The sequence below is a fragment of the Streptomyces roseirectus genome, assembly GCF_014489635.1.
GTDB lineage: Bacteria > Actinomycetota > Actinomycetes > Streptomycetales > Streptomycetaceae > Streptomyces > Streptomyces roseirectus.
Genome location: NZ_CP060828.1, coordinates 6,705,555 through 6,728,994 on the forward strand (window position 1 = coordinate 6,705,555; position 23,440 = coordinate 6,728,994).

Here is a 23,440-nt window from a genome sequence, read left to right on the forward strand (position 1 = left end):
GCGTGTTGCTTGGGTGACGACCCCTTTGGTATCGGCTCGGACCAGAGTCACGGTCTGGCCGCGCGAATCTCGGCATGTCGATCACCCTAGATCAGGTCGTGGAACATATCCGATGCCTCAAGCCCCGCATGGCTGGAAATGGCACGGGTGAAAGCCACTTCGAGCTCTTTCGGCCTGGTCCCTACGGGCCTACGACATGGTCGGCAACTCCGTCGCCTTACGCACACACGGGACGCACAGCTGAGCCCGGAGGCATCGCTGCGGTCGTTGCCCGACGCGTCCGCCTGGCCGGATGCCGTCGATCAGGATCCGCAGACCGGCGCCGAGGTCTTGTCCTGAGTCCACGCGCTGGTCCCCGTAGTCCGCGACGAACTCGCCGTCGCCTGGAACGGAAAAGGCGTCGCTTCCTGCCGCCGTCCAGGGCTTCGGAAGCGCCGTGGTCCGACTACCGGTAGTTCGTTAAATCCGGTAGTAGAGGTCAAGGCCGTGTCCGGCCGTGACTGCGTCGATCAGGGCCTGGAGCTCGGAGGGTGGGTCCTTGTCCGTCCAGGCTTGCCACCACCGGTGGAGGGTGACGGCGGGGGTGAGCCAGGAACGGACGGCCCGTAAGGCCCTGGGCCAGCAAGGCTGTTGGTGCTGGTGGGGTGCGGCTGGGCCCCCTCTCTGGCCCGTCATCAGGGCACGGATCCGGCGCGGTGGCATCAAGTGGTCCGGGCGGTGCGAACCACTGGTCCCAGCAGAAGGAGAAGGCGCAGTTGACCAGGGTCTGGTGGCGGCGGATGGCGCGGTCGGAGCGGACTTGGAAGTCGGCCCAGCCGAGTTCGTCCTTGATCTGCTTGTAGCTCTGCTCGATCCACGGCCGCAGCCCGTAGAGCCGCACGATTTCGGCGAGGTCGGCCGACGGGTGTGGGCTGGTGTCGGCGTGCGGGGCGTCGGGGTGGGGCAGGTTGGTGGCCAGGAACCAGGTGGCCTTCTCCGGCAGCACACCCGGATCGGTGGTGGCCACCACCAGGCGGCACGGGGAGTCGGGTCCGTAGCCGCCCAGGCGGGTATCCGCGGCCCACCAGGTCTCGGTGTGCCCGTCGCGGAAGTGGCGCTCAACTCGTGTCCAGTCACCCGGATGTTCCGGGTCGGTACCGGCCAGGGCGCGGGCGGCATCGATGGGGGTGTGCGGCTGGTCGGAGCGGGCCCAGGTGCCGCGGTGCGGCCTGAGTGCCACGACGTAGGGAAGGCCCGCGTCGCGCAGCGCGAGGTACCAGTCGTCGCTCACGGAGTAGGCGCAGTCGGCGACCACCGCCCGGCAGGCGAAGCCCGCCTCTTTGGCTCGGGCCGCGAGGGCGGCGGACAGCTGCGGTTTCGTGCGGAAAGCCGGGTCGGACCGGCCGCGGGCGAAGCGATGGGCGGGCGTGTAGGGCCGGGCGTGCAGCGGGTAGTACACGCGGCCGTCGGTCCACACCGTGGTCACCGTGACGATGCCGTTGTCCGTCTTGCCCAGCCGACCCAGCCACTGCCGGCCCACGTTGGCGGTAGCCGTGCCGTCCTTGCGGTCCCCTGAGTCGTCGATCACGATGACCCCGCCGTCATGCGGAGCGGTCGCCGGCTGCTCGCGCAGCAGCTCAAGCCGCCGGTCGTTGACCTCCTCGGCCTCCCAGGGCGACTCCGAGAGGAAGAACTGCAGCCGCTGCACCCCCGGCGTGCCCGCACCTGCCACCGGCTCCGCCCCGGCCAGGCAGGTGATCGTCTTGTTCCGCTCCCGCGGCGCCAGCAACCCGGTCAGATACTCACGAAAACCTCGCCGCTGAGCCAAGCTGAAGAAGAGGTCGTCGAACCGGGCCGCGTACTCCTCCAACGGCCCCGGCGCAGGCGGACACGGACGGCGAGCAGTCATCTCCAGCCCCCAACAGAGCAGTTGACTCCTACCACCGGCCTACGGGCGACCCGCCCCGTCGTCAACCCACATCACCGCCGGATTTAACGAACTACCGGTAGGTGTGCGTGTTGTCCAGATGCGCCCCGATGTAACCCACGTACACCAGCCCCGAGTTGGCCGTGTCGTCGTGGAAGTACAGGCGGGGGGAGACGGTGTTGCCGCTGCCGATGCGGAGGTGGGACTGCATGAAGAGGCGGGCGGTCGGGGTGATGGACTCGGGTACGGGGAAGGTGCGTTGGCGGCGCCAGTCGTGATGGTTGGCGACGGTCTCGGACTCGCGCATCGTCACTTTCCCTGAGGGAAAAGGGTGTTGGCAGGAGTCGGGGAGATTTTCGCACCAGCGGCGGAAGTCGCAGGACGTCCGGCTCGCGGCGTATTCCTCCAGGGCGCAGAGGGCGTCCCAGGCGACGGCGACCCAGTTGCCGATGCATTGGGCGTCCAGCTCCCTGGTCCGCTTGGCGTTCCCGGTGAAGCGGAGGTGAGGGAACTCGCCCATGCGGGCGAGGAGTTCGGCGAAGTTCACAGGCCGGCCGACGGCTATTTCACGGGATTTTCTTTTCTTCGGCGCAATTCGAATACCGCGCCTCTTGACCGGCTTTTCGCACGTCTTCAATACGTTCACGTGGTCCTCTTCATGACCGCGCCGAAGGGGACCCCATCACACCACCGTCAGTGAATCCAGTCAATCATCTTTTGCGATCGAATTCGAAAGCCGGGAAAGGGTGAGGAATTTGCAGCGACGTTCATGATGAAGCCAAATTCTGTCAGCCGTGGGCTTTCTGTGTCTCCTTGCGTGCTGCGTGCCCCGTACCCTCGTCCGTCACGCTCGCGCTGGTGGTGTCCCTCCACCCTCAACTCCCCGAGCGGACGGCGCCGGGGGCCGGTGATCACCGCAGGATCTCCATGGTGGAAGCTACCCCCGTAGTCATGTTCTCCAACTTTCAAGGAGGCGACCGGACATGACGAGGTTCGTGACACGCAGGGCGGTACTGGGCGGCATGGCCGCCGGGGCGGTGGCGGGCGCCGGGCTGGGCGGCAACGCCTGGGCGGCCAAGGGGACTTCGGCTTCGACGGCGGCGGAACCGTACGTCGCCTTCCCCGTCGGCGCCGGCGGCGGCCCCGCCGGGTCGGACCGGGTGCACGCACTCCAGATCGGCGACCCGGCCGCCGGCACCGTACTCGTCCTGGTCCCCGGCCAGTTCGGCGCGGCGAACGACTTCCGCCTCCTCGCCCGCGACCTCGTCGCGGCCGTACCCGGCGTACAGGTGTGGGCAGTTGACCGGCGCGAGGAGAACCTGGCCGACCGCGCCGGCTTCGCGACCGCCGACCCCCTCGCCTACTACCTCGACGGCCACTACCACAGCCAGGACCCGGCGGCCTCCGGATTCATGGCCGACTGGGGCCTGCCGCAGACCCTTTCGGACCTGCGGACGGTCGTCGAGGCGGCCTCCTGCTGCGGCCGGCGCAAGGTGATCCTCGGCGGCCACTCCTGGGGCGCGACCACCGCCGCCGTCTACGCCGCCTGGGACTTCGACGGCCGGCCCGGCCACCGCGACCTCGCGGGCCTCGCGCTCATCGACGGCGGTGTCCTCGGCGCGTTCAACGGCGGCGGCGAGGCTCCCGACAACTCGGCGGAGAAGGTCAGGCAGCGCCTCGACGCGATCTCCGGCGGCGCGGTGTTCGACATGTCGCTGGCCGCCGTCGGCGTCGGCACCCGCTCCGAGAGCACTCAGATCTGGTACCAACTCGCGGGCTGGTACGCCCACTTGGACCCCCACGGCACGTCGGTCCTCCAGCCGCGCCTGCCGGACGCGCTGCGCCCCGCCAACACCCTGACGAACGCAGCCCTGTTGGGCCTGCTCGTCGACCAGAGCTTCGGCTGGCCCAACGACATCAGCGTCCACTCGGGCACGTTCTCCGCCACCGGCGACTGGACCGACACGGGCATCACCCCCATCTCCCGCGTCGCCACCGCCTACGCCGGCCCCGAGCCGACCGTCTGGCAGTGGTACTGGCCCGCCCGCCTCTCCGTCGACCTCGACGCCGCGGACGTCTTCGCCGACACGGACGTCACCCGCTCCCTCGGCCTGCGCATCCAGCACGCCACCGGCATCGACGTCCCCCTCTTCGCCTTCCAGACCAGCGCCTACCAGGGCACGGCCGTCACCGCGGCCCAGAAACTCGCCTCCGCCTCCCGGGTACCCTTCACCTCCTTCCAGACGGACACGACCATGAACCACCTCGACCCGCTGTTCGCGGCGACCGCCAAGAACACGGCGACCCAGAGCCTCGCCACGTTCGTCCGACGCCTCGTCTGAACCCACGCCGACGGCCTGCCCGTTGCCCGGCACACGGGCAGGCCGCCACTCCGTCCAGGCCGCCAATACGTCGTTGACTCCGGTCAGTTGGCGAGCGGGATCCGCTGGACGTGGGCCACCCGGCAGTTCAGGAGCGCTTCTTCAACATGTCCGCCATCAGGGACAGTTCGGCCTTCTGGCCGTTCACCATGCCCTGGGCGAGACGGCGTACCTGTTCGGTTTCTGCTGACTGGGCGGCGCCCTGGGCCATGTCGATGCCGCCCTTGTGGTGGGCGGTCATGAGGGTGAGGTAGTAGGTCTCGGCCTGGGTGCCGGAGAGGGAACGGAGTTTGTTCAGTTGGGTGTTGGTGGCCATGCCGGGCATGAGGGAGCCGTCGTGTGCCGGGTAGGCGGGGTGGCCCATCCAGGACATGGGGGACGCCTGGGAGGACTTGGGCTCGTTCCAGGTGTCCAACCAGCCCAGGAGCATGCCGCGTTGGTTGGCCTGGGTGTTGATGATGTCGTAGGCGAGGCGCCGGACGTCGACGTCGGTCGTGCGGTCGCGGACGATGAAGGACATCTCCACGGCCTGCTGGTGATGGACGGCCATGTCGCGGGCGAAGCCCGAATCGACCGGTCCCACAGGGGCGTTGGCCTGCGCCGGGCGCAGGAACGTGACCGTGAGGGCGACCGCCGCGAGGAGGGCGACGAGGGCGCCGCCGATCAGGGCCCGGGAGAGGCGAGTTGATGAGGTGGCCGCGCTCATGCCGTCGCCTTGCCGCCCGTGCACGCCGCGCCCGGCTCCGGGGTCTGCGCGCCCTGGACGTACTTGTCGAAGAACTCGTTCACACGAGGGTCGGACGCCTTGTCGACGTTCAGCTGGTGGCCCCACGCGGAGAGGGTGAGGGGCGAGGACTGTGCGTCGTACGGGCTCATCATCGTGTACGACGTCTTCTTCACCTTCTCCGTCAGCGACTTGACGTCCGCCGCGGCGGCCTTGGCGTTGTACGTCACCCACACCGCGCCGTGCTCCAGCGAGTGCACGGCGTTCTCGTTCTGGAGCTGCTGCGTGTAGACCTGCGCGTCGCAGTTCTGCCAGACGCCGTTGTGGTCGCCGCCGACCGGCGGGGTCATCGGGTACTTGACCGTGCCCTCGACGTGGTTCTGCGACAGGTCCTTCCACGTCTTCTCGCCGGCGACCGGGGCCGCCTGCGCGGCCTCCTTCTTGTTCGCGTCGCTGATCAGCCAGGCGCCGGCGGCGACGACCGCGAGCACGATCACCGTCGACACGGAGATCGTCAGGATGCGGCTGCGGCGCTCACGCGCGCGTTCCGCCTTGCGCTGCTCCTCTATTCGGGCGCGGCGGGTGGCCGCCTTCTCGCTCGCGGACGGCTTGTTGCCGGGGCGCTTCTTCGGGGCGGGGGCGTTGGCGCTGGGCTTCGCCTTCGGGCTCTGCCTCGAACTGCTCGTCGGTTTCTTGGAGTTGCCTGCGGACATGGCGAAGTGCCTTTCGTACAGCGGGAATCGGCGGATGTGCCGGTGAACGGACGGAAAAGGGACGTCCGTTCTAGGTCCGCAGTACCTGGAGCACGTGCAGGTCGGGCGGGCGCGGGGCCGCCGGGTCCGCCTGCGCGGGGGTGGGGATCGTCGCCGGGCGGGCGTCCACCCTCGCCGGGAGCGCCTGGGGTGACGGGTGCGGGGTGGGGGCCGTCGTCCTCGCGATCACCCCACTGCTGCCGTGACACCGGTTGTGGCCGGGCACCGCGCACACGTGTTCCTTCGCCGGGGTCTGCGGGGCGTACGCGACGGCGACCAGATGCCGTACCGTCTCGGCCTCCGCCTCGGCGGGGTGCATCACGCATCCCCACAGGGTGGCTACCGCCAGCAACAGGCCCAGCACGACAGAGACGGCCCTGGTGGGGCCGCGCCTGGGGGTCGGGGGCCGGTTGAACACTCAAGGAGTGTATCGGCCGAATGGGGGAGTACGGGGGGAGGGGGAGCCGTGAGTACTACGGGGCCCGAATGCTGCGGGGCCCGGGTATTACGGGTGCTGCGGGCTCTGGGTATTACAGGGGTCGAGTATTACGGGATACCCCTACTCCCCGTACCTCCCGGCCTCCTCGTACCCCTCCTCCTCGAACAGCGCCTCCTGCACGGCGTCCCCCTCGTCGTACCCCCGTACCCGTCGGTTCCGTAGTCCCACCACCACCGAGGTCACCGCTGCCGTCACTCCCAGTGCCGCCGGGACCATCCACGCGCGGTTGGCCGTGTGGCCCAAGGCGTGGTCGACGGAGAGGCGGCCGCGCCCGCCGCGGGGGTCGCCAGGCCCAGGGCCAGCAGCGCCCCGCCGCCCGCCTCCGCGAGGCCCGCGGCCGTCGCCGACGCCTTGCCGGGGGTGTAGCCGACGGACTCCATGTACTGGCCGGTGCCCTCCAGGCCGTGCCCGCCGAACCAGCCGAACAGCTTCTGTGCGCCGTGCGCGGCCAGGATCCCGCCGGTGCCCAGCCGGAGCAGGAGCAGGCCCACGTCTCGGCGGCGATCGGTGCAACAGCTCACGGTGGCTCCCCAGGGTGACGACAGGTACGTCCACGGTCGCATCGGGGGTAGGGGGTGGCCCGTGGGGTGACGCCGTTCGAGTGACGGGCGATCGGCGGGAAGTGGTCACGGCCAGACGGGCAGCCGCTCGGGTGGGGCAGGTGGACGACACGGAGTCGACCCGGGCCATCCGTACGGCACTTGACCTCGGGGTCACGTTCTTCGACACGGCCGATACGTACGGCACGGGGCACAGCGAGCGGATTCTCAGGCGGGCGCTCGGCAAGCGGCGGGCGGATACCGTCATGGCCACCAAGTGGGGTTTCCGTCGACGGCGACACGTGCGTACACGTCATCGGTGAGGGTCGGATGACCGGTTTCGTTGTGGGTGGGCCGTTGCGGTGGCACGAGGACGAGGAGGGCTTCAGGGACCCTTCGTACTTTGGGGGTATCCCAGGTACCCCTTGAGGGGTAAGTCGCTGATGGGGTGTGTTTTTGGGTGGGGTTCGTGTTTTCTCACTCTTGTTCTGTACGGTCCCGTCGGTGAACATCACTGCTCGCGCCTGGGTCGTGGCTGACCACGACACGGGGAAGGTGCTCGCGGAGCACAACCCGCACCTGCGGCTGGCGCCCGCTTCGACGTTGAAGATGCTGTTCGCGGACACGTTGCTGGGGAAGTTCGCGCGGACGGAGCGGCATACGGTCACCGCGAGGGAGCTGGCGAGTGTGCCGGAGGGGTCGAGTGTGGTGGGGATCAGGGCGGGGGTGACGTACAGCGTCGAGGACCTGTGGCACGGGGTCTTCCTGAGGTCAGGGAACGACGCCGTGCGGGTGCTGGCCGCGATGAACGGGGGGATCGAGCGGTCGGTCGCCGAGATGCGGGCCAAGGCCGCCGATCTCCAGGCCCTCGATACCTACGTCGTAAGCCCCGACGGGTACGACCACCCCCGTCAGTACTCCTCCGCCTACGACCTCACCCTCATGGCCCGCAGCGGCCTCAGGAACGCCGACTTCCGGGCGTACTGCGGGACCAGGACCGCGCGGATCGGGAGCACCGGCATCGAGAACACCAACCGCCTGCTGTGCGGCTCGCACGGGGTGAAGCCGTACGCCGGGATGATCGGCGTCAAGAACGGCTACACCAGCAACGCGGGCAACACGTTCACCGGCGCGGCGACGAGGGACGGGCGGACCCTGATCGTCACCGTCCTGCACCCCAGGAGCGGCCTCAACGCCGTGTACGAGGAGACCCGCACCCTCCTTGACTGGGGCTTCACGCAAGGGAGTTCGGTGAAACCCGTCGGCACGCTCGCGGAACCGCTCAGCGAGGGCGGCGCCAGGGTCTCGCGCGACTCCCCGCACGGGGCGGCCGGTTCGGCGGGAGCGGCGGTCGACGACGCCAGTCTGGGGTGGACGCTGCCCGTCGGGGGAGTGGTGGCCGGGACGCTGCTGGGCGGGGTGTACGCGCTGCGCAACCGACGGACCAAGAAGGCTCCCGGCGAAGAGAGTTGATGCCCCGTCTGATGGCAGACGCCCCACGGCCCGGTGCGTACCTCGCGGTCCCACGCGAGGCCCACCCCCACCCGGTGCCGTGGGGCGACTACCTCTTCCCCCCTCGGAATGGCCTACGGAACTCCCTCACCCAAGTGTGAAGTTCCTGTGTAGAAGAGTTGAGCATAGTTCCGCCAACTCCCGCAATAGGGCGGACGACGTAATTCCGCTTGCGCGGATCACGCGTCTCGCCTCACCCCCGCCCCGCATACGGCATCCCCGTGGCCAGCACCGTCACGAACTGCATGTTCGCCTCCAAGGGCAGCTCCGCCATGTGCCGTACGGTGCGCGCCACATCGGCGACGTCCATCACCGGCTCCACCGCGACCTCGCCGTTCGCCTGGAGCACCCCCTGCCGCATCCGGTCCGTCATATCGGTCGCCGCGTTGCCGATGTCGATCTGGCTGACCGCGATGCCGTACGAACGCCCGTCCAGGGCAAGGGACTTGGTCAGCCCGGTCAGCGCGTGCTTGGTCGCGGTGTACGGCGCCGACCGCGGCCGGGGCGTGTGCGCGGAGATGGAACCGTTGTTGATGATCCGACCACCTCGCGGATCCTGGGACTTCATCATCCGGAACGCCGAACGCGCGCACAGGAACGCCCCGTTGAGATTGGTGTCGACGACATGCCGCCACGCCTTGTACGACAGCTCCTCGAACGGCACGCCCCCGGGTCCGAACGTCCCCGCGTTGTTGAACAGCAGATCCAGCCGCCCCGGCACGGCACCGAAGACGCGCTCCACGTCCTCCTCGCGCGACACGTCGGCCCGCAGGACGCGGCACGCGGCGTCCGGCGCCAGCGCCGCCGTCTCCTCAAGCTTCTCGGCGCGCCGCCCCACCAGCACCAACGACCAACCCGCGCCCGCCAGTTCGACGGCGACGGCCCGCCCGATGCCCGAACCGGCACCGGTCACCACTGCGACTTTGGAGTTCATGCCTCCGAAGCGTAGGCGGACGTCGCGCCGCCACCCGGCACGGCGGGCGCAGCGGCGGACGGCTCGGCGGGTGGCGGCCAGGCATCGCCCCACTCCGCGTCCCGCGCGGCCCTGTAGAGCCCACCATGCCGCTTGGTGACCGTACTCCGCCCCAACTCCCCGTCCGCCGCGCACAGTTCGAGCAGCACCTGCCCCTTGCGCAGCTGCGGACGCCGCACGACACGGGAGGCGGCCGGCGTCACCGGCACCCGTGTCGCCGCCACGTACGCGAACTTCTCGTCCTCGTACGGCAGCGAACCCCCCTTGACCTGCCGGTGCAGGGACGAGCGGCTGACCCGCGCCGAGAAGTGACACCAGTCGGCGCCGGGGACGATCGGGCAGGCGGCGCTGTGCGGACAGGGCGCGGCGACGGTGTGACCGCTCGCGATCAGCGCGTCCCGCGCCTCGATGATCCGCGCGTATCCGTCGGGCGTGCCCGGCTCGACGATCACGACGGAGGCGGCGGCGCTCACCCCGGCCAGCAGGGCGGAACGGTCGGCCGGCGTCAGCTCGTTGAGGACGTACGAGACGGTCACCAGGTCCGTGTCCTCGGGGATCCGGAGTGCCGACCCGATCCGCGCCCGCTCCCAACGCGCCTCGGACAGCGCGGAGTTGGCGGCGGCGATCTCACGGCCCAGGGCGAGCGCGGGCTCGGCCCAGTCCAGGACCGTCACCTCCCGCGCGCCGGGCCACACCGACTCCACCGCCCACGTCGCGGCGCCGGTGCCGCCGCCGACGTCCACATGGCGCCCCGGCGTCCACTCGGGGACCGTCTCGGCGAACGCCTCCAGGGCCGACCGGACGGCCTCGAAGGTCGCCGGCATGCGGTACGCGGCGTACGCGGCGACGTCCGCGCGGTCGCGCAGGATCGGGGTGTGCGTCGGGGTCGCGCCCCGGTAGCTGGCGATCAGCCGGTCCACCGCCTGGGCCGCCTGCCGGGGAGGCAGCCCGTCGAGGAGGGAGTCGAGGGCGGTACGGAGGGATTCGGCCGAGTTCACCCGGTGATTCTCTCAGGTCCCGGGTACCGCTCAGGTCGTACGGGTACGGGGTACCCGTAGACCCCGTAAGGGGCGGCCCGGCACCCGTACGAGACACCCCCTCCCCCCTACCCCCCGAACCCCCGCACCGCCCGAGCCACCCGTGTCCCCGCCCGTGCCCTGGGCCCGCTCCCGCCCTGCCGCCTCCGGGGATGCACGGTGTTCGCCAGCATCACCAGGAACGTGTCCGTGGCCCGGTCCACCACCAGCGAGGTCCCCGTGAACCCCGTGTGCCCGGCCGCCCCGCGCCCCGCCAACTCCCCCATGAACCAAGCCTGATCGACCGCGAACCCCAGCCCCGGCGGATCGAGCAGCAGGTCGACGTAGGCACCGCCGAGGATCCGCGCGGTCCCGTACGACCCCCCGTTCAGCAGCGTCCGGCAGAATACGGCCAGGTCCCGCGCCGTCGAGAACAGCCCGGCGTGACCGGCCACCCCGCCGAGCGCCCACGCGTTCTCGTCGTGCACCTCGCCCCGCAGCATCCCCCGGTCCACCTTTCCCCAGGGCCGCCGCTGGTCCTCGGTCGCGGCGGCGCCGGGGCAGGGCCCGAAGTCGGTGGACGCCATCCCCAGCGGCCGGGTGATCCCCTCGTGGACGAGGACGTCGAGGGTGCGCCCGGTGATCCGCTCCAGCACCTGCTGCAGGACCAGCATGTTCAGGTCGGAGTAGAGGTAGGCGCCGGGTTCGCCCACCGGCTCCTCCGCGCGCAGCGCCGCCAGCCGCTCGGTGTCGTCGGCGTACGCGTACAGGGGGAGTTCGGGGCGTAGTCCCGAAGTATGGGTGAGCAGGTGCCTGATCGTCGTCCCGTACCGCCGGACGCCCTCGAAGTCGGGCAGGTAACCGCTCACCGGCGCGTCGATCCCGAGCCGGCCCCGCTCGATCTGCTGGACCGCCGCGACCGACGTGAACAGCTTGGTCAGCGACGCGAGGTCGAACGGCGTCTCCAACGTCATCGGCACGCGCTCGTCCACCGGCAACTCGACGCCGGCGCCCCTGCCGCCGCCCCTCGCCTCACCACCGTCCCCCGCCTCACCACCGCCCCCCGCGTCACCCCCGTCCGCATCACCTTCGTCCGCGTCACCCCCCTCCGCAGCGCCCCCGGACACCTCACCCCCGTACGAAGCGAACCGGACCGCCCACCCCACGGCCTCCCGTACCGCCACCACCGGCCCCCGCCCCGCGAAGACCACCACGCCCGCCGCCCACGGATGCGGCCCGGCGACCAGCGCGTGGACCTCGTCGACGAGAAGCCCCAGCTCCCCCGCGTCCAGACAGGCACGCGCGGGGGCGTCGGGGCGAAGTCTCGGCGCGCTCAGCTGTCAGCTCCCTCGGCGTCAGAAGCATGCGTAGTACCCGTAGTACCCGCACTCGCGCCCGTAGTACCCGCACCCGTACCACCCGCGCCCGCACCGGCACCCGCACCACCCGTACCCGTACTACCCGTACTACCGGCACCGGCACCGGCACCCCCCGCCCACGGCCCGCACATCCCCACGAAGCACCCCAGCGCCACCACCGAAGCCACCACCTGCACCACCGCCATCGGCACGGCCGTATGCTCCCCCGCCACCCCCACCAACGGCGAGGCCACCGCCCCCACGAGGAACGACGACGTCCCGAGCAGCGCGGACGCCGACCCCGCGGAGTGCTTCGTCCGCAGCAACGCGAGCGTCTGCGCGTTCGGCAGCGCAAGACCCATCGCGGACATGAGGACGAACAGCGCGACGGCGACCGGCACGAGCCCGACGTCCCCGAAGACCCCCGACGTCATCAGCAGCAGCGCCACCGACGCCGCGGCGATCACCAGGAGCCCCGCCCCGAGCACCCGGTCCAGCCGCACCCGCCCGACCAGCACCTTCCCGTTGACCTGCCCGACGATCATCAGCCCGACCGAGTTGACCCCGAACAGCAGGCTGTACGTCTGCGGGGACGCCCCGTAGATCTCCTGGACCACGAACGGCGACGCCGAGATGTACGCGAACAGCGCGGCGAACGCGAAACCGCCGGTCAGCATGTACCCCGAGAACGGCGTGTCGGCGAGCAGCCCCCGCATCGAGCGCAGCGCCTCGCCCACCCCGCCCTCGTGCCGGTCGGCGGGCTCCAGCGTCTCCGGCAGCCGCACCCACACGACCGCCGTCAGCAGCACCCCGACCCCGATGAGGACGACGAACACGCCCCGCCAGTCCGTGAACCGCAGGATCTGCCCGCCGATCAGCGGCGCCACGATCGGGGCGATCCCCGAGATCAGCATCAGGGTCGAGAAGAACCGCGCCATCGCGTCGCCGTCGTACAGGTCACGTGTCACCGCCCGCGCGATGACGATCCCCGCCGCGCCCGCGAGCCCCTGGACGAGCCGGAAGGCGACCAGCGTCTCGACGTTCGGGGCGAGCGCGCACAGCGCGGTGGCGACGACGTACAGGACGAGCCCGGCCAGCAGCGGCCGGCGCCGCCCCCACCGGTCGCTCATCGGCCCGACGACCAGCTGCCCCAGCGCCATGCCCGCCAGACACGCGGTGAGCGTCAGCTGCACGGTCGCGGCCGGGGCGTGCAGCGAGTCGGTGACCTCCGGCAGCGCCGGCAGGTACATGTCCATCGACAGCGGGGGAGTGGCGGTCAGCCCGCCGAGGAGCAGCGTGACCAGCAGCCCCGTCCGGCGTCTGGCGGCAAGAGTCGGCGACGCGGACGTCCGCGCCGCCCTCGATATCGGTGCCCCGGTCTCGGGCATGTGCCCCTCCCTCTGATCCCTGTCCGCCGCCTATGCTCTCAGCTCGACGGAGCACCCGGACAGAACGTCCGGGCAGTGGACGGAAGCGTGGGTTCGATGACGGCGGACAGCGTGCGGTGGGGAATCCTGGCGACCGGCGGGATAGCCGCCGCCTTCACGGCGGATCTGATCGACCTGCCCGACGCGGAGGTCGTCGCGGTCGCCTCGCGGACGGAGGAGGGCGCGAAGACGTTCGCGGAGCGGTTCGGCATCCCGCGCGCGTACGGCGACTGGGCCTCGCTCGCCGCCGACGCGGACGTCGACGTCGTGTACGTCGCGACGCCGCACTCCGCGCACCGGGCCGCCGCCGGGCTCTGCCTGGAGGCCGGGCGGCACGTGCTGTGCGAGAAGCCGTTCACGCTGAACGTGCGCGAGGCCGAGGAACTGGTCGCCCTCGCGCGCGCCCACGACCGCTTCCTCATGGAGGCGATGTGGATGTACTGCAACCCGGTCATCCGCCGGCTCAAGGCCGTCGTGGACGACGGGACGATCGGCGAAGTCCGCACCGTCCAGGCCGACTTCGGGCTCGAAGGGCCCTTCTCGCCGGCCCACCGGCTGAGGGACCCCGCGCAGGGCGGCGGCGCGCTGCTCGACCTCGGCGTCTACCCCGTCTCCCTCGCGCACCTCTTCCTCGGCGAGCCCTCCGGCGTCTCCGCGCGCGCCGTCCTCTCGCCCGAGGGCGTCGACCTCCAGACCGCCCTCGCCCTCTCCTGGGACTCCGGCGCGCTCGCCGCGCTGCACTGCTCCGTCGTCGGCGGGACGCCCGTCTCGGCGTCCATCACCGGCACCAAGGGCCGCATCGACATCCCGAACGGCTTCTTCTACGCCGACCGCTTCGTCCTTCACCGCGTAGGCCGCGACCCCGAGGAGTTCACCCACGACCCCGCCGAGGGCCCCGCACAGAGCTTCCGCCACGAGGCCCGCGAAGTCATGCGCGCCCTCCGCGCCGACGAACGCGAATCCCCCCTCGTCCCCCTCGACGGCACCCTCGCGGTCATGCGCACCCTGGACGCGGCCCGCGCACAGACCGGCGTCCGCTACCCGGGCGAGCCGGCGTAGCCCGCCCGGCGGAGGGGCACTGGACCGGGGCGCGGGGCGGTGGGGCACCGCCCTGCCGGGGCCGGGAGGCCGAGAAGAGGGGACGAGGACCGAGGCCGGGAGCCGGCGACCGGGACCGCGAGGGCCGGAGCCGGGTCGCGCAGTCGCGGGGCGGAGGCGGGCGCCGACGCGGTGGGGCACTCCCGGCTGGGAACTGGGAGGCCGAGGAGAAAGGACGCCGGACCGGGGCGCGCGGTCGCGCGAAGGAGGGCGACGAGCCATACCGGTCCCGGAGGCCACGAGCCCAGTTCGGGCTCTACTCGAAAGGGAATGGGCGTGCCCGTCGCCGCCGCGATTCGTGCAGGCGTCGTGTCGTGGTGGGCTGCTCGCGCCAACTGGTGGGACGGCCGCTCGGGGACGGTCGAGGGCCGGGAGTCTGGGGCGTGGGCCGAGGGGTGGGAGCGTCGTGGGGGGTGTCTGGGCTCCGTGCGGAGCGACGGGGTGGACGGTTGCCCAGGCTCAGGACGTCGCTGCCCCCGCTCACCCGCACGCCGGGCGGATTTAATCTGGGCCCATGTCGCCCAGAACACCCGATGCCTCCCGGCGGAGTGAGACCTCGCGCCGTGCCATCTATGCCGCTGCCCTTGGGCTCGTCGCGGAGAGTGGTTACGCGAAGACGACCATTGAGGGGATCGCCGCGCGTGCCGGGGTCGGGAAGCAGACGATCTACCGCTGGTGGGGGTCGAAGGCGGACGTGTTGCTGGAGGCGTTCCTGGATCTGGGGGAGCAGCAGGTGGGGGAGGGGACCCTTCAGGGGACTACGGGTATGACAGGGGGAGCCTTGGATGGTCCTCAGGGGATTCCCGACACCGGTGACCTCTCCGCCGACCTCAAACTCGTCCTCCGCGCCACTGTCGACAACCTCCTCGACCCCCGCTTCGACGCCCCCGCCCGCGCCCTCACCGCCGAGGGCCTGGTCGACGAGAAACTGGGGCGGACCGTCGTAGCCAAGTTGCTGGAACCCAATTTCGAGTTGTACGTCGAGAGGCTGCGATCCGCGCGTGAGGCGGGCCAGTTGAGGCCGGAGATCGATCCCCGTATCGCCCTCGAACTCTTCGTCGCCCCGGTCGCCCAACGCTGGCTCCAGCGCACGGGAGAACTCACCCACACCTACACGGACACCCTCGTCGACTACGCCCTGCACGGCATCGCCCCGCGCTGAACCCGGCCTTGAGCCGCCCCTGAGTCACCCCTGAACCCGACCCTGAGCCACCCCCGAACCCGGCCCCGAGCCCACCCCTGAGCCGAACCCCGAGCCCACCCCGAACCGCCCCGAGCCTCCTCGTCCCACCGAGTGACACGGGCGGTCCACGACGACACCTCCGCAGGTCGCGGCGGCGACGCCCGGCGCCGCACACCCCACCCGCCGCCCTGCCCCGAGGCCGCGGCGGGGCGCGTCCGGCGCGGGCGTACCCACCCGTCGGCAACCCCGTCAACACCCCACCAACCTCACCCACCCCGGCGAGCCCCCGACACCACCCCCGACCACCCCGCTCCCCGTCCGCCAGCCCGACGGAACGCCCCCTCCGAACCAGGCCCGAGACCCGCCCCGGCCCCGACCTCACCCCGCCCCGGAGCCGTCACGACCCACCCCGACCCCCACCCTGGGGCTTATGTCCCGACAAGACCCCCCGGTTCCCCTCGCACCGGCACGATGAGGCATGCTGTGCCCACCACAGCGACGCGAGGGGACAGATGAGCGCGGAGGCGATCGGCAGGATCGGTCTGAGGGTCAGGCTGGCCCAGTGGCTGCGTAAGGACGTCCCCGAGACCGGCGCCGGCGGCGACCGCGAGGCGCTGCTGCTGGCCGCCGCAGGGGCGGGCCTCCCGCTGGCCCCCGCCGCGCACCCGGCCCCGGGCTACGGCTGTTCCTGCGACCGCGTGGGCTGTCCGACCCCCGCCCGCCACCCCGTCTCCTTCGCCTGGCAGACGCAGTCGACGACCGACCACGCGCAGATCGAACGCTGGGCCCGCCACCAGCCCCAGGCCAACTTCATCACCGCGACCGGCACGACCCACGACGTCCTGGACGTCCCCCTGGACGCCGGCCGCGACGCCCTGGACCGCCTGCTCGCCGCCGGTGTGGACGTCGGCCCGGTCGCCGAGTCCGACGACGGCCGCCTCCTGTTCTTCACCCTCACCCGGGGCACCCCCGAGGACGAGGACGAGTGGTGGCCCTGCGAACTCGACTGCCACCCCGAGACGATGGACGAACACCCCGGCCTGCGCTGGCACTGCCGCGGCTCCTACGTCCTGGTCCCCCCGGCCCGCCTCCCCGGCGACGACAGCCGCTCGGTCCACTGGGTACGCGGCCCGGAGTACACCCTCCCCGACCCGCTCAGCCTGCTGGAGGTCCTGACGGACGCCTGCGCGAGGTACGCCCCCGACGAAACCCCGGCGTCCTGGCCCCTGGGTACCTGAGTACTACGGGGCTCACTCCCCCTTCGCCCCGGTCAGCCCCTCCACCCGGCTCAGCAGCTTCACCTTCCCGTCCCCGACCCCCTTCATCGGATCGACGGCGACGACATTCGACACGAACTCCATCGTCAGCGACTGCTTGACCTCACCGGTCGTCAGAGCCTTCACGCTCGCGTTCGGCGCCGGCACGGCCGTCCCGGCGGCAGCCGTCTGCTTCGTGTAGTTGTGCCCGGAGAAGAAGACGACGGCACCGCCGTCGGCGGCCCGCAGTGCGACCGGCCGGTAGTCGCTGTCGTTCAGCGGCTCGTCGATGTACTGCGTCGCGAGCCCCGGCCGCGTGGCCTTCTCCCGCGCGCTCCGCAGCACGCTCGTGTACGCCCCGTCGGCGAACAACCCCTGCCCGGTCCCCAGGTACTCGGCGTACGACGCGCTCAACCTGCCCGGCGACACGGAGAGTTCGGGCGCGTCCAGGGAGACGGCCTCCGCGTAGCCGTCCGCGTCCCTCTTGAACGCGGGTAGCGCGTCCGGCGCGACGAGCGTCAGGTACGCCGCCTGCCAGGGCTCGGCGACGTCGTTGCGGGTGAACACCATCAGCCAGCGCGACGAACCGCCCCGGTTGGCCTGCGAGTCGGCGACGAACCAGCGCGGCCAGCCGGCCTTCTTGGGGATGGTGACCTTGACGTCCGACAGCGCCAGCGGCTGGTGGTTGGGGTTGCCGCCCGGGTCGGTGATCCTGCCGGCCTTGAGCCGCGCCGCGTCGATGACCCCGAGCGGCCCGGTCGTGTACGCCGCGTCCAGCGAACTGTCGTACGCCTTGTCGGCCTTGTTGTACGCCGCCGTGAACTCCCGCACCGCTTCGGCGGCTTCGGCCGGGGTGGTGGTCGGGACGACCTCGCGTTCCCCGTGGATCACCACACAACCGCTCGCCGAGAGGGACACACCGGTCAGCACGACCGCTATGAGCGCGTTCCGGTCACGCCTGCGCAGCCTGATCATCAGGTGACTTCACCTTCCTCTTCCCGGAGGCGAACCCTACCGGGGCGAGGAACAGGGCGAGCGTCGGGACCAGGTACAGCAGCCACACCGTGACCTGGAGGACGGTCGGGTCCGGCTGGAAGTTGAACACGCCCTTCAGCAGCGTCCCGTACCAGCTGTCCGGCGGGATCGCGTCGCTGATGTCGAACGCGAGCCGGGTCAGCCCCGGCACCCAGTCGGCCTCCTGCAGGTCGTGGACGCCGTAGGCGAGTACGCCCGCCGCGACGACGACCAGCATCCCGCCGGTCCAGGTGAAGAACCGCGCCAGATCGATCCGCAGCGCACCCCGGTAGAACAGCCACCCCAGCAGGACGGCCGTGGCGAGCCCGAGCCCCGCCCCGATCAGCGGACGCGGCGTCCCGTCCCCGGCCGCGTGCACGGACGTCCAGATGAACAGGGCCGTCTCCAGGCCCTCCCGGCCCACCGCGAGGAACGCCGTCGCGACCAGCGCGCCCGTGCCCATCGCGAGCGCGGCGTCCAGCTTGCCGTGCAGCTCGGCCTTCAGATGCCGCGCGGTGCGCCGCATCCAGAACACCATCCACGTCACGAGCCCCACCGACACGATCGACAGCGAGCCGCCCAGCGCCTCCTGCGCCTCGAACGTCAGCTCCTGCGACCCGAATTCGAGCGCGCACCCGAACCCGAGCGCGATCACGACGGCCGTGGCGACCCCGAGCCAGATCGGCCGCAGCGCGTCCCGCCGCCCGGTCTTCACCAGGTAGGCGATGAGGACGCAGACGACGAGGCTCGCCTCAAGCCCTTCCCGCAGCCCGATCAAGTAGTTGGAGAACACAGGTCACTTCCCCTCGAACAGGGCGCGGCCCCACCAGTCGTCCGCGTCCCGCACCCCCGGCGGCACGGCGAACACCGCCGAACCGACGTGCTGGATGTACTCGTTGAGCGCGTCGGTCGCCAAGTGCCGCTGGATCCTGACGAATCCGTCGCGCACGTCGCGCTGGTACGCGAGGAAGAACAGGCCCGCGTCGAGGCGCCCGAGCCCGTCGGTGCCGTCGGTGAAGGAGTAGCCCCGGCGCAGGATCGTCGAGCCGCCGTTGGAGTCGGGGTGCGCGAGCCGTACGTGCGCGTCGGGCTTCATCGCCTTCAGGAACGGCTCGTCGTGCTCGTTCGCCTTCCCGACGGGCGCGCCCTCGCCCTTGTCGCGGCCGAAGACGTCCTCCTGCTCCTGGAGCGAGGTGCGGTCCCATGTCTCGATGTGCATCCGGATCCGCCGGGCGACGAGGTAGGAGCCGCCGGCCATCCACGCCGGGCCGTCCTGCTCGGACGCCCACACGAACTTCTCCAGCCGGTCCGTCTCGGTGCCGGCGATGTTGCGGGTGCCGTCCTTGAACCCCATGAGATTGCGCGGGGTCTGCGCGTCCGGGGTCGTCGACGAGGTCTTCCCGAAGCCGAGTTGGGACCAGCGCACGACGACCTTGCCGAACCCGATGCGGGCGAGGTTGCGGATCGCGTGCACGGCGACCTGCGGATCGTCCGCGCACGCCTGCACGCACAGGTCGCCGTTCGAGCGCGCCAAGTCCAGTGCCTCGCCGGGGAATTGCGGCAGGTCGATCAGTGCCTCGGGCCGCTGGCCGGCGAGGCCGAACTTCGCGAACAGCGACGGCCCGAACCCGATCGTCAGCGTCAGCCGCGACGGCTTCAGCCCCAGCGCCTCGCCGGTGTCGTCCGGCGGAGCCTCCGCGAGCCCGCCGAACGCGCCCTCGCCGACCGGCCGTCCGGCGGCCATCCGGCGCGCGGCCTCGGTCCAGTCCTTCAACAGCCGGACGAACTCGGCGCGTTCGGTGGTGGTGACGTCGAACGCGGCGAAGTGCAGGCGGTCCTGGACCGGCGTGGCGATCCCGGCCTGGTGGGTGCCGTGGAACTCGACGGCGGTGGAAGGCTCGTGGTCGTCACCGCCGCTGTCGCTGACGGCGACGGCGCTCCCGGCGGCGACCGCGCCGAGCGCGAGACCGGCGCCGCCCCAGCCCAACAGGGCCCGGCGGGAAGGGGATTCGGTCATCGCCCGGCCCTACTTGACCACGGCCGCGGCGAGCTTGGACAGCGGCTCCGCGAGCGCGTTCACCGCGTCCGACAGCTCCTTGCGCTGCGCCTCGGTGACCTTGTCGTAGGAGACGAAGTCGTAGGACACCTTGTCCGCACGGTACTTGTCGAGGAGGGCGTTCAGCGCGGCGAACTGCCGGTCCAACTCCGTGACCAGAGCGGGGTCGTTCTTCTGGGCGATGGAGCGCAGCAGGGTGTACGCCTCCTGGGCGCCCTCGACGTTGGCCTTGAAGTCGACGAGGTCGGTGTGCGAGTAGCGGTCCTCCTCGCCGGTGACCTTGCCGGTGGCGACCTCGTCGAGGAGTTCCTTGGCGCCGTTGGCCATCGAGGTCGGGGTGATCTCGGCGGTGCCGACGCGCTTCTGCCAGTCGGTGAGGTCCTTGACGAGCTGCGCCGCGAGCGTCTTCTCCTCGGCGCCGATCCGCTTGTCCTGCCACAGGGCCTTCTCCAGCCGGTGCCAGCCCGTCCACTTCTGGCCCGGCTCCAGGCCGTCCGCGCGGGTGTCGACCAGCGGGTCGATGTCCCCGAACGACTCCGCGACCGGCTCGGTGCGCTCCCAGCCGATGCGCGAGGGGGCGTAGGCGGACTGCGCGGCGGCGAGGTTCCCGGCCTGGATCGCGTCCGTGAAGACCTTCACCTTCGGCAGCGTCGCGTCGGCCTGCTCCTGCGCGTAGCGGCGGTATTCGGCCACGGCCTTGTCGAGGGCCGGGTCGCGTTTCGCGGTGGTGGCGCCGGTCACCGACAGGGCCTGGCGGATGCCCTTGCCCTTCATGCCGGGCTTGCACGCGATGACGTACTCACCGGCCTTCACCTCGGCGGTCAGCCGCTGCCTGGTGCCCGCGCCGATGTTCTCCCGCTCCGAGACGATCCGGTCGTCCGGGAACAGCAGATAGACCTCGGTGACCTTCGATCCCTTGTTCTCGACGGCGAGTTCGACGTGCCCCGCGCCGACCGTCTTCCTCGACGTCTCGCACGCGTCGTCCGTCGCGGTCACCTTGATCACCCGGTCGCCGTCCCCGGCGCCGCTCTTCTCCGTACAGCCCGTGACGGCGGTCAGGGCCACGAGTGTCGCGGCTGCGGTGGCGACGGTGAGTCTGGCGGGGCGCATACGGGCACTCCTGTTGGGGTGTGGCTGAAAAAGGACGTGACAGGGCTCACAGGGCCTAGTGAGGCTCGCCTAACTTAACCGAGCCTTACCTAATGCGTGCGCCAATGGGAGTTCAAAGGGAACCCAAGGGTTAACGCTTGGGGGCGACCAGCAGGCTGCCGTTCCCCGGATGCCGGATCACCTCGATCGGCTGGTCGTACACCTCCGACAGCAGCGCGTCCGTGAACACCTCCTCCGGCGGGCCGTCCGCCGCGACCCTCCCCTCCCGCAGCACGGCCACCCGGTGCGCGTACGCTGCCGCGAGACCCAGGTCGTGCAGCACGACGACGACGGCGTCGCCCGCCGCCGCCCGCTCCCGGCAGATCCTCAGCACCAGCTCCTGATGCCGGAGGTCCAGCGCGGCCGTCGGCTCGTCGAGCAGCAGCAGCGGCGCCCGCTGCGCCAGCACCCTCGCCAGCGCCACCCTCGCCCGCTCGCCGCCGCTCAGCGCGGCGAACGGACGCCCCGCGAACCGCGTGACCTCCGTCGCGGCCATCGCCGTTCTCATGATCACCTCGTCCTCCGCCGGCGAGGTGTCGTGCGGCGCCCTCCCCATCCGGACGACGTCCTCGACGGGGAACGGGAACGAGACGGCCGCCTCCTGCGGCAACACCGCGCGCCGCAGGGCGAGTTCGGGGGTGGTCCACTCCTGCGCCGGGCGGCCGTGGACGCGGACGACGCCGTCGGCGGCGGGGAGATCGGCGGCCAGGGCCGCGAGCAGCGTCGACTTGCCGGCGCCGTTGGGGCCGACGAGCGCGAGGAGTTCGCCCGCGTGGACGGGGAGGGTGACGCCGTGGAGGACGCGGCGGGGGCCGAGGTCGAGATGGAGGCCGACGGCTTCGGCGAGGAGGGTGCCGGGGGTGGGGGGTGGTGGGGGAGTGGGGCGGGGGCGGGGGAGTCTCATGGGGGCCTTCGGGGTGGTGGGTGGATTTCCGACGGGGGGTTTCTGGCGGGGGTTTCCGGCGGGGTTTTTCGAGCCGAGGTCGGCGTGTTTCAAAGGGTCTTCAGACCCAGCCCCCTTGTCGCTGGCGAGTCCGGTGCAGCAGCCAGAAGAAGAACGGGCTCCCCAGCAGCCCCGTCAGCACCCCCAAAGGCAATTCCGCGGGCGCGGCGATGGTCCGCGACGACAGATCCGCGGCCAGCAGAACGAACGCCCCCAGCAACGCGCTCACCGGCACCAGGAACCGGTGCCCCGGCCCGGCGGCCATCCGCAGCAGATGCGGAATGACCAGGCCCACGAACCCGATGATCCCCGAAACGCTCACCGCGGCGGCCGTCAACAGTGCGATCACCAGGATCAGCACCACCCGAAGCCGCTCCACATCGACCCCGAGATGCCGGGCGGGCCGCTCCCCGAGGGCGAGGAGGTCGAGCCGGCGTGAGTAGAGCGGGGCCAGCGCCAGTCCCACGACCGTGCACGGCAGCACGGCCAGCACCTTGGGCCAGGTCGCCTGTGACAGCGATCCGAGCTGCCAGAACACGATCTGATTCACGGCGGCGGTGTCGGCGAAGAACAGGAACAGGCCGATGAGGGCACCGCCGAAGGCGTTGACGGCGATTCCGGTGAGAATGAGCGTCACCACCTCCGCTTTACCCCCGCTGCGGGACAACGCGTAAACCAGCAGAGCAGTCCCGAGTCCCCCGACGAAAGCGAACGCCGGAACAGTCCAGGTCCCCAGAAACCCCACCCCCAGGGAAATCGCGGCAACCGCCCCCACCGCCGCCCCGGAAGAAATCCCGATCACCCCGGGCTCGGCGAGCGGATTCCCGAAAACCCCCTGCATGAGCGCCCCCGCGCACCCCAAAGACGCCCCCACAAGCAACGCCAGCACAATCCGAGGAAACCGCACATTCCACAACACGGACTCCGCGACCCGATCCAATTCCCCGCCCCACAACCCCACCCGATGCCCCACCGACCCCACCACATCCCCCAACGGAATCGGATACGCCCCCGTCCCGGCGGCGACCGGCACCAGCGCGACCAACGCCACCACCAGCCCCGCCCCGAGCCACCACTCCCGCCGCCGCCCACCCCCCGACACCCTCTCCACCGGCTCAACACCCTTTTCCAGCAAGGCCATCCGACACCCTCCCCATCCATGTCCGACCACCAGATATTAGGTTAGCCTCACCTAATCAATCCACCCTCATCCCTCAAACTGCCCCCATGCCCCAACCCCACCGCGAACCCCTGGGCCCCCACGCCCTGACCCTGAACCACACCTCCCCCCCACCCCCGCCTCCGCTTCGAAACGGCTGACGGCGGCCGCATCCTCCTCCGCCAGAACGCCCGCGTCGTCCTGCTGGCGAAGGTCGAACGCCTCAACCAGGGCGTCCACTTGACCCGCCTCGACGGCGTACGTCTGGCACGCCCCCGACCTCGTCCGCACCTGGCCGGCGGCCCACCTCGACTGGTCCGCCCAGGGCTGGCACGGCGTCATCCCCCTGCGCCCCCTCTCCCCGCCGGACGCGCCCCGCGTCAAGGCGTACCGGAAGCGCGCCCGCGAAGGCACCCTCGCCCCGGTCCTCCTGTGGTGGGTCACGGCGTTCGACGGCTGGCTGCTGCTCGACGGCCACGACCGGGCGATCGCGGC

General features: G+C 71.2%; 20 protein-coding genes and 2 pseudogenes. 6 read left to right on the top strand and 16 right to left on the bottom strand.

Features of this window, described 5'->3' with window-relative positions:
• Positions 1-478: 478 nt before the first annotated feature.
• Together IAG44_RS28705 and IAG44_RS28710 are read right to left on the bottom strand one after the other, a co-directional pair.
• Positions 479-1,888 (bottom strand): IS701 family transposase, encoded by a 1,410-nt coding sequence (locus tag IAG44_RS28705; protein WP_187748242.1) that lies wholly within the window; start codon positions 1,886-1,888, stop codon positions 479-481.
• Between the two features lie 91 nt (positions 1,889-1,979).
• Complete coding sequence (locus tag IAG44_RS28710) at positions 1,980-2,453, bottom strand: hypothetical protein (protein WP_187749965.1); 474 nt, start codon at positions 2,451-2,453, stop codon at positions 1,980-1,982.
• 436 nt (positions 2,454-2,889) lie between these two features.
• Here IAG44_RS28710 and IAG44_RS28715 point away from each other — a divergent pair, with 436 nt between their 5' ends.
• Complete coding sequence (locus IAG44_RS28715; protein WP_187749966.1) at positions 2,890-4,248, top strand: alpha/beta hydrolase; 1,359 nt, start codon at positions 2,890-2,892, stop codon at positions 4,246-4,248.
• Between the two features lie 127 nt (positions 4,249-4,375).
• Here the strand turns inward: IAG44_RS28715 and IAG44_RS28720 are convergent, their stop codons facing one another.
• From IAG44_RS28720 to IAG44_RS28735, 4 genes and pseudogenes are all read right to left on the bottom strand, one after another.
• A complete protein-coding gene (locus tag IAG44_RS28720; RefSeq protein ID WP_187749967.1) occupies positions 4,376-4,993 on the bottom strand; it encodes a DUF305 domain-containing protein in 618 nt (205 codons plus the stop codon).
• A complete protein-coding gene (locus IAG44_RS28725) occupies positions 4,990-5,724 on the bottom strand; it encodes a thioredoxin-like domain-containing protein (protein ID WP_187749968.1) in 735 nt (244 codons plus the stop codon). Before IAG44_RS28725 ends, IAG44_RS28720 begins: the two co-directional genes overlap by 4 nt.
• 70 nt (positions 5,725-5,794) lie before the next feature.
• On the bottom strand, positions 5,795-6,181 hold the full coding sequence (locus tag IAG44_RS28730; protein WP_187749969.1) for a hypothetical protein: 387 nt from the start codon (positions 6,179-6,181) through the stop codon (positions 5,795-5,797).
• A 141-nt stretch (positions 6,182-6,322) separates the two neighbouring features.
• Positions 6,323-6,825, bottom strand: a pseudogene (locus tag IAG44_RS28735) (DoxX family membrane protein).
• A gap of 48 nt (positions 6,826-6,873) precedes the next feature.
• On the opposite strand from IAG44_RS28735, the pseudogene IAG44_RS28740 reads away from it, so the two are divergent.
• Positions 6,874-7,085, top strand: a pseudogene (locus IAG44_RS28740) (aldo/keto reductase); the annotation flags it as partial.
• A 220-nt stretch (positions 7,086-7,305) separates the two neighbouring features.
• Positions 7,306-8,274: a D-alanyl-D-alanine carboxypeptidase family protein gene (locus IAG44_RS28745; RefSeq protein WP_187749970.1), complete on the top strand. Its 969-nt coding sequence runs from the start codon at positions 7,306-7,308 to the stop codon at positions 8,272-8,274.
• A 232-nt stretch (positions 8,275-8,506) separates the two neighbouring features.
• On the opposite strand, the gene IAG44_RS28750 is transcribed toward IAG44_RS28745, so the two are convergent.
• From IAG44_RS28750 to IAG44_RS28770, 4 genes are all read right to left on the bottom strand, one after another.
• Positions 8,507-9,247 (bottom strand): SDR family oxidoreductase, encoded by a 741-nt coding sequence (locus IAG44_RS28750; protein ID WP_187749971.1) that lies wholly within the window; start codon positions 9,245-9,247, stop codon positions 8,507-8,509.
• Positions 9,244-10,284, bottom strand: a complete 1,041-nt coding sequence (locus IAG44_RS28755; RefSeq protein WP_187749972.1) for a small ribosomal subunit Rsm22 family protein — start codon at positions 10,282-10,284, stop codon at positions 9,244-9,246. Before IAG44_RS28755 ends, IAG44_RS28750 begins: the two co-directional genes overlap by 4 nt.
• A 107-nt stretch (positions 10,285-10,391) precedes the next feature.
• A complete protein-coding gene (locus IAG44_RS28760; RefSeq protein WP_246564552.1) occupies positions 10,392-11,594 on the bottom strand; it encodes a serine hydrolase domain-containing protein in 1,203 nt (400 codons plus the stop codon).
• Positions 11,595-11,635: 41 nt separating this feature from the next.
• Positions 11,636-13,048: a multidrug effflux MFS transporter gene (locus IAG44_RS28770; RefSeq protein ID WP_246562155.1), complete on the bottom strand. Its 1,413-nt coding sequence runs from the start codon at positions 13,046-13,048 to the stop codon at positions 11,636-11,638.
• Between the two features lie 96 nt (positions 13,049-13,144).
• Between IAG44_RS28770 and IAG44_RS28775 the strand changes: the two genes are divergently transcribed.
• The 3 genes from IAG44_RS28775 to IAG44_RS28785 all read left to right on the top strand — a co-directional run bounded on the left by IAG44_RS28775 (position 13,145) and on the right by IAG44_RS28785 (position 16,606).
• Positions 13,145-14,146, top strand: coding sequence for a Gfo/Idh/MocA family protein (locus tag IAG44_RS28775; protein ID WP_187749973.1), 1,002 nt, complete (start codon positions 13,145-13,147; stop codon positions 14,144-14,146).
• A 553-nt stretch (positions 14,147-14,699) separates the two neighbouring features.
• A complete protein-coding gene (locus IAG44_RS28780; RefSeq protein ID WP_187749974.1) occupies positions 14,700-15,347 on the top strand; it encodes a TetR/AcrR family transcriptional regulator in 648 nt (215 codons plus the stop codon).
• A gap of 533 nt (positions 15,348-15,880) precedes the next feature.
• Positions 15,881-16,606 carry a bifunctional DNA primase/polymerase gene (locus tag IAG44_RS28785; RefSeq protein ID WP_187749975.1) on the top strand — a complete coding sequence of 242 codons (726 nt, stop codon included), beginning with the start codon at positions 15,881-15,883 and terminating at the stop codon, positions 16,604-16,606.
• A 12-nt stretch (positions 16,607-16,618) separates the two neighbouring features.
• On the opposite strand, the gene IAG44_RS28790 is transcribed toward IAG44_RS28785, so the two are convergent.
• The 6 genes from IAG44_RS28790 to IAG44_RS28815 all read right to left on the bottom strand — a co-directional run bounded on the left by IAG44_RS28790 (position 16,619) and on the right by IAG44_RS28815 (position 22,927).
• Positions 16,619-17,599, bottom strand: coding sequence for an SCO2278 family lipoprotein (locus IAG44_RS28790; protein WP_187749976.1), 981 nt, complete (start codon positions 17,597-17,599; stop codon positions 16,619-16,621).
• A complete protein-coding gene (gene efeU, locus IAG44_RS28795; protein WP_187749977.1) occupies positions 17,577-18,431 on the bottom strand; it encodes an iron uptake transporter permease EfeU in 855 nt (284 codons plus the stop codon). Before efeU ends, IAG44_RS28790 begins: the two co-directional genes overlap by 23 nt.
• A 3-nt stretch (positions 18,432-18,434) precedes the next feature.
• Positions 18,435-19,655, bottom strand: coding sequence for an iron uptake transporter deferrochelatase/peroxidase subunit (efeB, locus tag IAG44_RS28800; RefSeq protein ID WP_187749978.1), 1,221 nt, complete (start codon positions 19,653-19,655; stop codon positions 18,435-18,437).
• Positions 19,656-19,664: 9 nt separating this feature from the next.
• Positions 19,665-20,804 carry an iron uptake system protein EfeO gene (gene efeO / locus IAG44_RS28805; RefSeq protein WP_187749979.1) on the bottom strand — a complete coding sequence of 380 codons (1,140 nt, stop codon included), beginning with the start codon at positions 20,802-20,804 and terminating at the stop codon, positions 19,665-19,667.
• A gap of 130 nt (positions 20,805-20,934) precedes the next feature.
• Positions 20,935-21,747, bottom strand: a complete 813-nt coding sequence (locus tag IAG44_RS28810) for a heme ABC transporter ATP-binding protein (protein WP_187749980.1) — start codon at positions 21,745-21,747, stop codon at positions 20,935-20,937.
• Positions 21,748-21,847: 100 nt separating this feature from the next.
• On the bottom strand, positions 21,848-22,927 hold the full coding sequence (locus IAG44_RS28815) for a FecCD family ABC transporter permease (RefSeq protein ID WP_187749981.1): 1,080 nt from the start codon (positions 22,925-22,927) through the stop codon (positions 21,848-21,850).
• Between the last annotated feature and the right edge of the window lie 513 nt (positions 22,928-23,440).

Coding starts and splice junctions, on each gene's coding strand:
- IAG44_RS28785 (WP_187749975.1), top strand. CDS start 15,881: ATGAGCGCGGAGGCGATCGGCAGGATCGGTCTGAGGGTCAGGCTGGCC.
- IAG44_RS28775 (WP_187749973.1), top strand. CDS start 13,145: ATGACGGCGGACAGCGTGCGGTGGGGAATCCTGGCGACCGGCGGGATA.
- IAG44_RS28815 (WP_187749981.1), bottom strand. CDS start 22,927: ATGGCCTTGCTGGAAAAGGGTGTTGAGCCGGTGGAGAGGGTGTCGGGG.
- IAG44_RS28715 (WP_187749966.1), top strand. CDS start 2,890: ATGACGAGGTTCGTGACACGCAGGGCGGTACTGGGCGGCATGGCCGCC.
- efeO (WP_187749979.1), bottom strand. CDS start 20,804: ATGCGCCCCGCCAGACTCACCGTCGCCACCGCAGCCGCGACACTCGTG.
- IAG44_RS28790 (WP_187749976.1), bottom strand. CDS start 17,599: ATGATCAGGCTGCGCAGGCGTGACCGGAACGCGCTCATAGCGGTCGTG.
- IAG44_RS28780 (WP_187749974.1), top strand. CDS start 14,700: ATGTCGCCCAGAACACCCGATGCCTCCCGGCGGAGTGAGACCTCGCGC.
- IAG44_RS28810 (WP_187749980.1), bottom strand. CDS start 21,747: ATGAGACTCCCCCGCCCCCGCCCCACTCCCCCACCACCCCCCACCCCC.
- IAG44_RS28750 (WP_187749971.1), bottom strand. CDS start 9,247: ATGAACTCCAAAGTCGCAGTGGTGACCGGTGCCGGTTCGGGCATCGGG.
- IAG44_RS28725 (WP_187749968.1), bottom strand. CDS start 5,724: ATGTCCGCAGGCAACTCCAAGAAACCGACGAGCAGTTCGAGGCAGAGC.
- IAG44_RS28705 (WP_187748242.1), bottom strand. CDS start 1,888: ATGACTGCTCGCCGTCCGTGTCCGCCTGCGCCGGGGCCGTTGGAGGAG.
- efeB (WP_187749978.1), bottom strand. CDS start 19,655: ATGACCGAATCCCCTTCCCGCCGGGCCCTGTTGGGCTGGGGCGGCGCC.
- IAG44_RS28770 (WP_246562155.1), bottom strand. CDS start 13,048: ATGCCCGAGACCGGGGCACCGATATCGAGGGCGGCGCGGACGTCCGCG.
- IAG44_RS28720 (WP_187749967.1), bottom strand. CDS start 4,993: ATGAGCGCGGCCACCTCATCAACTCGCCTCTCCCGGGCCCTGATCGGC.